Origin of the sequence: Rhodococcus sp. NPDC080181, assembly GCF_040702225.1 — a bacterium.
Taxonomy (GTDB): domain Bacteria; phylum Actinomycetota; class Actinomycetes; order Mycobacteriales; family Mycobacteriaceae; genus Rhodococcoides; species Rhodococcoides fascians.
In genome coordinates this window covers 172,916-183,688 of the sequence record NZ_JBFBKN010000012.1, presented here as the reverse complement: position 1 = coordinate 183,688, position 10,773 = coordinate 172,916, and the positions used below count along the sequence as shown (strand labels likewise).

General features: G+C 63.6%; 9 protein-coding genes. 4 read left to right on the top strand and 5 right to left on the bottom strand.

Going from position 1 to position 10,773, the window contains the following annotated elements; all coding sequences use genetic code 11:
• Positions 1-115: 115 nt before the first annotated feature.
• Together AB0O58_RS16000 and AB0O58_RS15995 are read right to left on the bottom strand one after the other, a co-directional pair.
• A complete protein-coding gene (locus AB0O58_RS16000) occupies positions 116-1,189 on the bottom strand; it encodes an alkene reductase (RefSeq protein WP_032386405.1) in 1,074 nt (357 codons plus the stop codon).
• Positions 1,190-1,356: 167 nt separating this feature from the next.
• Positions 1,357-3,537, bottom strand: coding sequence for a glutamine synthetase III (locus tag AB0O58_RS15995; RefSeq protein WP_283548467.1), 2,181 nt, complete (start codon positions 3,535-3,537; stop codon positions 1,357-1,359).
• Between the two features lie 195 nt (positions 3,538-3,732).
• On the opposite strand from AB0O58_RS15995, the gene AB0O58_RS15990 reads away from it, so the two are divergent.
• Both AB0O58_RS15990 and AB0O58_RS15985 read left to right on the top strand, forming a co-directional pair.
• A complete protein-coding gene (locus AB0O58_RS15990; protein ID WP_094718041.1) occupies positions 3,733-4,200 on the top strand; it encodes an SRPBCC domain-containing protein in 468 nt (155 codons plus the stop codon).
• 21 nt (positions 4,201-4,221) lie between these two features.
• Positions 4,222-4,659 (top strand): SRPBCC family protein, encoded by a 438-nt coding sequence (locus AB0O58_RS15985; RefSeq protein ID WP_027495758.1) that lies wholly within the window; start codon positions 4,222-4,224, stop codon positions 4,657-4,659.
• Positions 4,660-4,690: 31 nt separating this feature from the next.
• Here AB0O58_RS15985 and AB0O58_RS15980 read toward each other — a convergent pair whose 3' ends face one another.
• Positions 4,691-5,530: a class I SAM-dependent methyltransferase gene (locus AB0O58_RS15980; protein ID WP_057473942.1), complete on the bottom strand. Its 840-nt coding sequence runs from the start codon at positions 5,528-5,530 to the stop codon at positions 4,691-4,693.
• A 145-nt stretch (positions 5,531-5,675) separates the two neighbouring features.
• Between AB0O58_RS15980 and AB0O58_RS15975 the strand changes: the two genes are divergently transcribed.
• Together AB0O58_RS15975 and AB0O58_RS15970 are read left to right on the top strand one after the other, a co-directional pair.
• The gene (locus AB0O58_RS15975; RefSeq protein ID WP_283548466.1) at positions 5,676-6,563 is read left to right on the top strand and encodes a DUF5996 family protein; all 888 of its coding nucleotides are present in this window, start codon (positions 5,676-5,678) and stop codon (positions 6,561-6,563) included.
• A gap of 121 nt (positions 6,564-6,684) precedes the next feature.
• The gene (locus AB0O58_RS15970; RefSeq protein ID WP_027495755.1) at positions 6,685-8,037 is read left to right on the top strand and encodes an MFS transporter; all 1,353 of its coding nucleotides are present in this window, start codon (positions 6,685-6,687) and stop codon (positions 8,035-8,037) included.
• Between the two features lie 85 nt (positions 8,038-8,122).
• Here the strand turns inward: AB0O58_RS15970 and AB0O58_RS15965 are convergent, their stop codons facing one another.
• Together AB0O58_RS15965 and AB0O58_RS15960 are read right to left on the bottom strand one after the other, a co-directional pair.
• Positions 8,123-9,565, bottom strand: a complete 1,443-nt coding sequence (locus AB0O58_RS15965; protein WP_283548465.1) for a fatty acid desaturase — start codon at positions 9,563-9,565, stop codon at positions 8,123-8,125.
• A gap of 24 nt (positions 9,566-9,589) precedes the next feature.
• Positions 9,590-10,687: a ferredoxin reductase gene (locus AB0O58_RS15960; protein ID WP_283548464.1), complete on the bottom strand. Its 1,098-nt coding sequence runs from the start codon at positions 10,685-10,687 to the stop codon at positions 9,590-9,592.
• Positions 10,688-10,773: the final 86 nt, after the last annotated feature.

Here is a 10,773-nt window from a genome sequence, read left to right as displayed (position 1 = left end):
GGGCCGAAAAAGAGGTGACCCGGGCATCGAACCCGAGCCACCCCTTTACAACGTCGAACTACCGCTCACACAAAATGCAACAGCCCCCAGAGGGCACCTAACCGCACCACTGCGGCTAGGCACTGAAGGCCGGGTAATCCGTGTAGCCCTTGGCACCGTCGGTGTAGAACGTGCTCTGGTCCGGCTCGTTCAGCGGCAGATCCTCACGCCAGCGGTAAGCGAGATCGGGGTTCGCGATTGCCGGACGTCCGACCACGACGGCGTCGCCGACATTGTCGTCGAGCAGCGACAGCGCTTCGTCGCGAGTGGTGATCTCACCGAAGCCGCTGTTGACGAGCACGGCGCCGCCGAACGCCTGCCGCAGATCCTGTACCAGCTCGCCCGACGGATCCTTGTGCAGCACACTGAGGTACGCCAGACCGAGCGGTGCGAGCCGCTCGACCAAGGCGCGGTAGGTGGCACGCACGTCGTCGGAGTCCGTCTCGAGCGCATCCTGAATGTTGTGCTCGGGCGAAATGCGGATGCCGACCTTGCCGGCTCCGAGCGCCGCGGCCACGGCCTCGACCACCTCGGCCACGAACCGTGCCCGGTTCTCCGGTGAACCGCCGTACTTGTCGTCACGCTGGTTCGAGGCGGGCGAAAGGAACTCGTGCAACAGGTAACCGTTGGCACCGTGAACCTCGACGCCGTCCATACCGGCAGCGACCGCATTCTTCGAGGCCTGTACGAAATCGGCGATCACCGAGGGCAGTTCGTCCTCCCGCAGTGCACGCGGGGTGGGGTATGCCTTCTTTCCCTCGTACGTGTGAGTCTCGCCGTCGATGGCGATGGCACTGGGCCCGACGACCTCACGGCCACCCGTCGTCGCCTCGTGGGTCACGCGCCCGGCATGCATCACCTGAGCGAAGATCAGCCCGCCGTCGGCGTGCACTGCGTCGGCGACATTGCGCCACCCCTCGATCTGCTCGTCGGTCACCAGACCGGGCTGACCGGGGAAGCCCTGGCCCGCATGGCTCGGGTAGGTGCCTTCACTGACGATGAGACCGAGGGATGCCCGCTGCTTGTAGTGCTCGACCACCAGCGGACCCGGCACTCCGTCACGTCCTGAGCGCACCCGCGTCAGCGGAGCCATCACCAACCGGTTGTCGAGCTTCAGGTCACCGAGCGTCAACGGGGAAAACAACTTCATGGATCTCTATCTCCTTACGAGTGCGTGCACAGTCCTTGCCACTGATCACTCGAACCACCGAGATCCATGAAGCTATTCCGATCCGAGACATTGCTCACGCAGTGGTGTGGATAAGTGCCCTCTGGGGGACTTATCCACTCCACAAAACACCACTGCGCGGAGCTCACTCACAGGATGTACAGCATCTCCTGGTACGTCGGCAGCGGCCAGAGATCGTCGGCCACCATTGCCTCGAGGGTGTCGGCCGCAGAACGGACAGCCGCCATTGCAGGCAACAGTTCGTCCTTGGCGTGGGTGGCCTCGGCCAGAGCGTCGCCGCCCGGATCCGCTTCGAGGGCCGCCTTCAATGTCGCCAACACTGCCCGCAGCTCCGACAGTGGAGCCGAGACCGCGTGCAGCGCAGTCATGTCCACGTCGTCGACGCCCGCGCCCTTGAGCGCACTGACGTTCTGCGCCAATTCCGTCTGGTAGCGCACGGCAGCGGGCAGGATCGATGTCTGACCCATTTCCAGCGTCAACCGCGCTTCGACGAACACCGTCAACGCATACTGCTCGAGCCCGATTTCGTAGCGCGAGTGCATCTCTCGGTGGTTGAACACCTTGTACTTCTCGAACAGTTCCATCGCCGACTCGGAAATCAACTCCGGCAACGCGTCGAGCGTCGTACGCAGGTTCGGTAGGCCGCGTGCCTCGGCCTCGATCTGCCAGTTGTCGGAGTAGCCGTCTCCGTTGAACACCACCGCGCCGTGTTCGGTGATGATCTCGGTCAGCAGATTCTGCACGGCGGTGTCGAAATCGGTGCCGTCGGCGACGGCCGCTTCGAGGTTGGTGGCCATGTAGTCGAGCGCCTCGGCCATGATCGTGTTGATCGTGACCATCGGGCCGTTGACGGTCTGCATCGAACCGGGGGCGCGGAACTCGAACCTGTTGCCGGTGAAGGCGAACGGGCTGGTTCGGTTGCGGTCGCCGGGATCGGTCGGCAGTACGGGCAGGGTGTCGGCACCGATCATCATGGTGCCCTTGCCTTTCGAGGATGTGGCTGCACCCTTGGCGATCTGGTCGAACACGTCGGCGAGCTGGTCCCCGAGGAAGATCGAGATGATTGCCGGCGGTGCCTCGTTGGCACCGAGGCGGTGATCGTTGGTCGCCGACGCCACGGATGCGCGCAGCAGACCGCCGTACTTGTGCACCGCGCGGATGACGGCGGCACAGAACACGAGGAACTGCGCGTTGTCGTGTGGGTTGTCGCCGGGCACCAGCAGCGATCCCAGGTCGGAGTTGCCGAGTGAGAAGTTGACGTGCTTGCCGGAGCCGTTGACACCCTCGAAGGGCTTCTCGTGGAACAGGCACTCCATGCCGTGCTTCTTGGCAATGGTCTTGAACGTCGTCATCAACAGTTGCTGGTGATCGGCCGCGATGTTGCCGCGCTCGAACATCGGCGCGATCTCGAACTGTCCGGGTGCTACCTCGTTGTGCCTGGTCTTGGCCGGAATGCCGAGCTTGAACAGCTCACGCTCGGTGTCCATCATGAAGCCGAGCACGCGCTCGGGGATGGCACCGAAATAGTGATCGTCGAACTCCTGGCCCTTGGGCGGCTTCGAGCCGAACAGGGTGCGACCTGCATTGAGCAGGTCGGGACGGGCCAGGAAGAAGTGCCGGTCGACGAGGAAGTACTCCTGCTCCGGGCCACAGAACGAGACGATGTTCTCGATGTTCTCGTGTCCGAACAGCTTCAGGATGCGCTCGGCGTGTCCGCCCATCGCCTGCTGCGAACGCAGCAGCGGAGTCTTGTGGTCGAGGGCTTCACCGGTCATCGAGACGAACACCGTCGGGATGCACAGGGTGTTGCCGTTCGGGTTCTCGAGGACGTACGCCGGGCTGGTGACGTCCCAGCCGGTGTATCCGCGTGCCTCGAACGTGTTACGCAGGCCGCCGTTGGGGAAGCTGGACGCGTCGGGCTCGCCCTGAATCAGCGTCTTGCCTGCGAATTCGGCGAGCGCACTGCCGTCACCGACGGGATCGAAGAAGCTGTCGTGCTTCTCGGCCGTCAACCCCGTGAGCGGGTAGAAGACGTGCGCGTAGTGCGTTGCCCCCTTCTCCAGGGCCCAGTCCTTCATCGCCGACGCCACCGCGTCGGCCACCATGGGGTCGAGCTTCTTGCCCTTGTCGATCGTGGCCATCACCGACTTGAACACCGACTTGGGCAGTCGCTTCTGCATGACGACCTTGCTGAAGACGTTCTCACCGAATATCTCGCCCGGCTTCTCGTCTCCGACGAAGCTGACCGCAGGCGGCACGTACGCCTCGACGTCTTTGATCGCCTGCAGGCGGACGGTATTTCCACTCATGGCTACCCCTTGGCAAGGTGCGCTCCGCACCTGGTGTGTGCGGAGTCCGACTCGGCGACTGTACGAATGCCTCGTGGCGGTGGTGTTTCGTCGCTGTGTCCACTGCAATGCAAAACCGTCGGAAGGCAGGAGTTTCCTTCCACGCAGACGGGGGTAACTGCGTAGCCAGCGTAATCAACCGGAAAGCGTGGCCCCATGACCGACGAACTGACCGTCCGCCGCGTGATCGACGCTCCTCCCGCCTCCGTCTTCACCGCGCTCGCCGATCCCGAGGTCCAGGCCGCGGTCGACGGCTCGGACATGCTGCGCGGTCCGATCGATCCGACGCCGCTGAACGCGGTGGGCGACACCTTCACGATGGGTATGTATCAACCGGAACTGGGCGAGTACGTCATGGAGAACACCGTGTTCGTGTTCGAGCAGGACCGACGCATCGGTTGGATTCCCAATCGCCAGGGCATGGAACCCCGTGGCACGCGGTGGTCCTGGGAACTCGAGGAGGTCGCCCACGACAGGACAGCACTGACGCAGGTCTACGACTGGTCCCGCGTCACCGATCCGGAGTTCCGAAAGATGGCCGGCTTTCCGAGGGTGACCGAAGAACAGATCGTCGGCACGATGCGCCGTCTCGCAGAACACCTCGGCGTCACCGTCGAGAACTGATCCATCGAAAGAGAGAACCTCATGGTCGACGTCACCCGAACCTTCACCGCCGCTGTCGCGCTCGACAAGGCCGCCGCATTCCTCCGCGACTTCTCCAATGCGTCGGCGTGGGATCCGGGAACCGAGAGCTGCACCCAGGTCTCCGACGGCCCGGTGGCCGTCGGAACGCAGTGGCACAACGTCTCGAAGTTGTTCGGAGTCACTACCGAACTGACGTATACGTTGGTCACCGACGAGCCCGATCACGTCGTGCTCGAGGGGAAGAACAAGACGGCAACCAGCGTCGACGACATCACGCTGACAGCCGAGGGCCCCGGGTCGACCCGGATCGACTACCACGCGCACGTCGAATTCAACGGTGCGGCAAAGGTTGCCGGCCCGTTCCTGAAGGCGGGCTTCGAGGCAAAGGTCGCTCCGGAGACCGTGGAGAAGATGACCGCCGCGCTGGAAAGACTGTGACCTCGGCGCTTCCGAGCTCAGTACCTCGAAGTCACTTTCGTTCCAGCGCAGGCTTTTTCGCGAGGACGGTGAAGTTGTCGGCCGCGGACTCGTGTCGGTCCGGCGCGATGCGTTCGCCGTCGTCGCCGTAGACGGCGATCAGTTCGAGGCCTGCGCCGGCCACCAGAGTGCGGACGTCGTCGAGGGTCGAGAAGTGCATGACGAGTGCGAATTCGTGGGCTTGCAACGGGGCCAGAGCCCACGATCGGTGATCCTCGGCTTTAGACCGATTGACGAGCCAGTTCCGCACACCGCGCACCTGCGCAGACGGATCGAGCAGACGACGTCCGACGGCGACGAGAAGTGCTCGCAGCGAGAACTGTGGCCGAGTCGTCGGTCGCCGTAACTGAAACGGGCTCTCCAGATACGACCGGCCACCTCGATTGAGCGTCGAGAAGACCACGACGCCTGTCTCGTCGGTCACCCGCGCGAATTCGGCCAGTACGCGGCGGCGTTGCTCGTGGGCCACGGTATCGAGTCCGTTGTTGCTGAAGACGACCAAGCCGAACTCACCGTCCTCGAACGCCGCCAGGTCACGAGCGTCGGCGACGTGCGCAGGCAGATCGGGAAAATTCTTCCGGAAAGCGTCGATCATGTTGGGGGCGTAGTCGATTGCCACGTAGCGGTCGGACAGCAGTCGCAGCAGCGGCGTGGTGCGGCCGCTCCCCACACCCACGTCCAACACCGGAACCCCGCGGGCCAGGTCTGCGGCGGCGACCAAGGCTGCGGCCTCACCGCGATCGAGAAATCCGTCGGTGGGTCCCATGAATTCCACGTACGTGGCGGCGACCCGAGCATCGTCGAAAACACCCCGGTTGGAGTCGGTGGACAACTCGGACACCTCCCCGTTCACGAGCTGCGGACGTACCGCAACTGCCGACGACCGTACCGACGAATCCTGAGGCGCGCCTGAGGTGCTGCCCCGGCGTCTCGGCACAGGTATGGTCTGGTTCCCCTCGTCCGTGCATCATCGACATATGACGAATTCGTACGACGCGTGGCCCGAACTTCGAGTCGACAGCTGGGCGGACACGCGCGACACGGTGCAACTGTGGACACAGATAGTCGGTAAGACCCGAATGGCGTTGTCTCCCCCGCTCAACCACTGGTGGGGAGTTGCGCTGTACGTCGACGCGTCGGGCCTGACGACGTCGCTGATGCAACTCGGCGATCGAGGCCTCGAGATTCGCTTCGACTTTCTCGCACACCAGTTGATCCTCGCCACCACCGATGGCGAGCGCCGAACCATGAAGCTCGAGCCTCGAACCGTTGCGGACTTCTACGCCGAGTACACCGATCTGCTCTCCGGGCTCGGCGTGGAGGCTCCGATCGTGGCAGTGCCGGTCGAACTGCCACACGCGACACCGTTCGCCGAGGACGTCGAGCACGCGTCGTACGACGCCGATGCCGTCCAGAAGTTCTGGCGAGCGCTCGTCAGCGCTGATCGGGTGTTCTCGAAGTTTCGAGCCGGCTTCCGCGGCAAATCCAGCCCGGTCCACTTCTTCTGGGGCGCTTTCGATCTCGCTGTCACACGATTCTCCGGAAGGCCTGCACCACAACATCCCGGTGGTGTTCCCAACTGTCCCGACTGGGTGATGCACGAGGCATACAGCGACGAGGTGTCGAGCGCCGGGTTCTGGCCGGGCGGGGCCGCGGAGGGCGCGTTCTACGCGTACGCCTACCCGAACCCGGACGGGTACGACAGCCATCCGGCCGTCACCGCCCCCGCGTACTTCGATCGCGAGCTCGGCGAGTACGTGCTTCCGTACGAGTCCGTCCGCACCGCCGAGGACCCCGACGCACTTCTGCTCGCCTTTCTCGAGAACACCTACCGCGCTGCCGTCGAGACCGCCCACTGGGACTAGCTCGGGCGGGGCGGTCATCGTTCCCCCCATTCGGGGGTATCCCACGGGTGACCCGGATCACTACCGTTCGTCGCATTCGGTATCGCACATATACCCGATACCCGACAAAAACGGAGGAACCATGACCGCTGTCTCGCCCGAGGATCCGGGCGTCGCCACTCCGACCCCACCGGCGGTGCAGACGAAGACGAGCGTCCGCCGAGTAGCGGTTGCCAGTGGCATCGGCACCACGATCGAGTTCTACGACTTCTTCATTTACGGCACTGCCGCCGCACTCGTCTTCCCCACGATTTTCTTCCCGGCGCTCGGATCGACCGCGGGCACCGTGGCGTCGTTCGCGACGTTCGCCGTCGCGTTCATCGCCAGGCCCGTCGGTGCGGTGCTGTTCGGCCACTTCGGCGACCGCATCGGTCGTAAGAAGACCCTGATCTCGACCCTGCTGTTGATGGGCGTGTCCACCTTCGCGATCGGTCTGCTGCCCGGCGCAGCCACCATCGGAGTCGCAGCCCCGATCATTCTGGTACTGCTCAGATTCGGGCAGGGATTTGCCGTCGGCGGAGAGTGGGCGGGTGCCACGCTGCTCACTGCCGAGTACGCACCGGCCGGCAAGCGTGGGTTCTATGCGATGTTCCCGCAGCTGGGACCCTCGGCCGCGTTCATTTTCTCCAGTGCGACCTTCCTCGCCACCGGCCTGCTGTTCGGCGACACCAACGAGACCTTCCTCAACTACGGGTGGCGAATTCCGTTCCTGCTCAGCGCTGTTCTGGTCCTCATCGGCCTCTACATGCGGTTGGCCATCGAAGAGACCCCGGTCTTTCGAGCCAACAAGCTCGCCGAGGAGCACGCTCCGGCGAACTCGGCACCGACCAAACTGCCGATCTTCGATGCATGGCGCATCCAGAAGCGCGAAATCATCACTGCGGCAGGTGCATTGGCGTCCCTCTTCGCCTTCTTCTACATGGGCACCGCATACCTGACGAGCTACGGCACCAAAACCCTCGGGTTCGACCGCCCGTTCGTGTTGGTCACCGGGATAGGCGCTGCGGTGATCTTCGGTATCGCCATCGCCACCTCGGCAACCTATTCCGATCGCGTCGGCCGACGCCGGGTCATCATGGCGGCGTGCATCGTCGCGGTGCCGTGGTCGATAGCACTGTTCCCATTGCTGGACTCGGGCTCACCGGTCGCGTTCGTGATCGGCATGTGCGTGACGCTCGCAATCTTCGGTGTTGCGTACGGGCCGACCGGAGCTCTGCTTCCGGAGCTCTTCCAGACCCGATTCCGTTACACCGGAGCCGGTTTGGGCTACAACCTCGCCGGCGTTCTCGGTGGCGCGATTCCGCCGATGCTTGCCGCACCGCTCACGGCCGCGTTCGGCAGTATCTCGATCGGCGTGATGCTGGCTCTGCTGTCGGTGCTGAGTCTGGTCTGCACCAAGAGACTGATCGAGACCAAGGATGTCGACATGGCGTAAGGGCCCACAACCGACACACACAAAGAACCGCGGCCACCCGGAAATCGGGTAGCCGCGGTTCTTGTCAGCTGTCCTGGAACGAGACTCAGTCGTCGCCACGGGGCGGCGGCTGAACGTCGACGCCACCGGAGTTGTGCTCCGGTCCCGCCGCGGGGTGCTCGGCCGGTACGCGACCGCGAGTCTTGGCGGCCTCACTGTCCTTGGTGGCACCCTCGGCGAACTTGCGACGCCAGCTCTCCTCGGGACGGTAGGGGCCCGGCTTCGGCCGAACCTTGCCACCCGGGAAGGCCAATCGCGCGATGGTCCGCTGGACCATGCCCCACTGCTGAAAGAACGGCCCGGTGTTGTACGGCAATTCGTAGCGCTCGCAGATGTCCTTGATCTTCGGCGCGACGTCCGAATACCGAGTGCTGGGCATGTCCGGATACAGGTGGTGTTCCACCTGGTAGCTCAGGTTGCCGCTCATCAGATGGAACAGTGGTCCGCCGTCGATGTTGGCGGCGCCGACGAGCTGGCGGACGTACCATCCGCCGCGGGTCTCGTTCTCGACCTCTTCCTGGCTGAAGGTGTAGGCCTGGTCCGGGAAGTGACCGCAGAAGATGATGGCATTCGACCAGACGTTGCGAATGATGTTGGCAGTGAAGTTCGCGACGACCGTCGAGAGGAACGTGCTCTCGACACCGCTGAGGCGACTGTCCAACAGGGCGGCCGTCCGGCGGCTCTTGCCGAAACGCGCGGATCCCCGCAGCTTGGACGCGAGGCGAGACCTCTTGCTCTCGGGTAGACGACCACCCGAGGCGAGCTGCGCCAGCGCGAATGCCCCGGCACTGATCAGCGGCCAGCCCACGTAGTCCTTGACGAACTGCTTCCGCGCCTTGACGCCGATGCCCTTGAGGTCTTCGACGAGTTCCTTCACCGGCTTCTCACCGCGACGGATAGCCTCGATGTCGAGATCGTGCAGGGCGACGCCCCACTCGAAGAACGCCATCAGCAGCACGTTGTAGAACGGCTGGGCCAGGTAGACGGGGCTCCACTTCTGACGCGGATCGATACGCATGATCTCGTAGCCGAGATCCTTGTCCTTGCCGCGAATGTTCGTGTACGTGTGGTGCACGTAGTTGTGGGAGTGCTTCCACGAGTTGGCGGTGGACGCGGTGTCCCAGTCCCACACGGAGGAGTGGATTTCCGGATCGTTCATCCAGTCCCACTGGCCGTGCATGACGTTGTGGCCGATCTCCATGTTCTCGAGGATCTTCGCGATGCCGAGGCATGCGGTGCCGGCCAGCCACGCCGGCTTGCTGGTGGAGCCGAGCAACAGCACGCGGCCGGCAACCAGCAGCTGACGCTGGGCTGCGATCACCGAGGTGATGTACTTGCGGTCCTTGTCACCGAGGCTGGAGTACACCTCGTCGTGAATGGCGTCGAACTCCTTGGCGAGTTCGGCGATCGTCTCGTCACTCAGGTGCGCCAGCGGGTTCACCGGCTCATCGGTGTCGTTGACGCGCCTGGTGGTTTCGTCGATAGACATACATTCCCCTGTTCGAATGGAAGATCAGAGTTCGATTTCGATGTCGCCCTCAGCAGTGTTGACACAGATCCGAACCGCTTGCCCCGTAGGTTCGGAGATATCCCCGTTACGTAGGTCACGTAAACGCCCCTTCCTCAGGGTACCTACGCACGTATGGCAGATGCCGATTCGGCAGCCGTACGTCAGATCCAGGCCGGCTTCCTCGCCCGCGGCGAGAATCGTTGTGCCGCCGTCGCACTCGACGTCCTTCTCGCTGTTGACGAAGCGCACGGTTCCGCCCTCACCAGCATCGTCTCCACCGCAGATGACGGGCTGGAAACTCTCGTAATGGAAGCGTTCCGACTCGCCCTGGTCTTTCCAGTACGAGCGCAGATCGTCGAGATGCTCGCCCGGACCGGAGCAGAATGCTTCTCGCTCACGCCAATCCGGGACCAGTTCGTCCAGTTCCGACGCCTTCATTCGACCTTCGTCACTGGTGATGCGTAGCTTCACCGTCAGTCCGCCGTGCTTGGCTTCCAACTCCTCGAGCGTATCTGCGAACATCAACTGTTCACGGTTGTGCACCGAGTGCACTACGACCACGTCGCGGACCTGGTCGTGATGATCCAGGGATCGCAACATGCTGATGATCGGAGTGATGCCACTACCGGCGCTGATGAACACCATCTTGTCCGGAACCGGACTCGGAATCGTGAACTCACCCTCGACCTCGCTGAGCCGGACGATATCGCCGGTTCTGATGGTGCCCACCAGATAAGGCGACACGGTCCCCGACGGCACCAGCTTGGGACTGACGCTGACCAACCCGTCCTCGGGGTCCGGATCGGACGTCAGGGAGTACGCCCGCCAGTGATAGCGGCCGTCGATGAGCACCCCGAGCCGTACGTACTGGCCCGGCGTGTGACCCTGCCACTCGAAACCGGGACGGATGTACACCGACACGGCCTCGGATCCCTCGGGAACCACACGTTCGACCTTGCCGCGGAGCTCACGAGTGGTCCACAGCGGATTGATCATCGACAGATAGTCGTCGGGCCGGAGCGGATTGAACAACGACCGGACTGCGCGCAGCATCGTCCGTCTCACAAAAGAAACCTGGGGCTTGGCCCCCCGTTCAGCCATACCCAACGGTAACCCCGGGCGGCCTGCCGTGCGCCGGAATTGCTCAGACTCGAATGAGACTGCTACACAACATGAACAGAACCGGG

Bases quoted from the DNA above. Each gene is read 5' to 3' on its own strand.
- AB0O58_RS16000 (WP_032386405.1), bottom strand. From the start codon at position 1,189: ATGAAGTTGTTTTCCCCGTTGACGCTCGGTGACCTGAAGCTCGACAAC.
- AB0O58_RS15995 (WP_283548467.1), bottom strand. From the start codon at position 3,537: ATGAGTGGAAATACCGTCCGCCTGCAGGCGATCAAAGACGTCGAGGCG.
- AB0O58_RS15990 (WP_094718041.1), top strand. From the start codon at position 3,733: ATGACCGACGAACTGACCGTCCGCCGCGTGATCGACGCTCCTCCCGCC.
- AB0O58_RS15985 (WP_027495758.1), top strand. From the start codon at position 4,222: ATGGTCGACGTCACCCGAACCTTCACCGCCGCTGTCGCGCTCGACAAG.
- AB0O58_RS15975 (WP_283548466.1), top strand. From the start codon at position 5,676: ATGACGAATTCGTACGACGCGTGGCCCGAACTTCGAGTCGACAGCTGG.
- AB0O58_RS15970 (WP_027495755.1), top strand. From the start codon at position 6,685: ATGACCGCTGTCTCGCCCGAGGATCCGGGCGTCGCCACTCCGACCCCA.
- AB0O58_RS15965 (WP_283548465.1), bottom strand. From the start codon at position 9,565: ATGTCTATCGACGAAACCACCAGGCGCGTCAACGACACCGATGAGCCG.
- AB0O58_RS15960 (WP_283548464.1), bottom strand. From the start codon at position 10,687: ATGGCTGAACGGGGGGCCAAGCCCCAGGTTTCTTTTGTGAGACGGACG.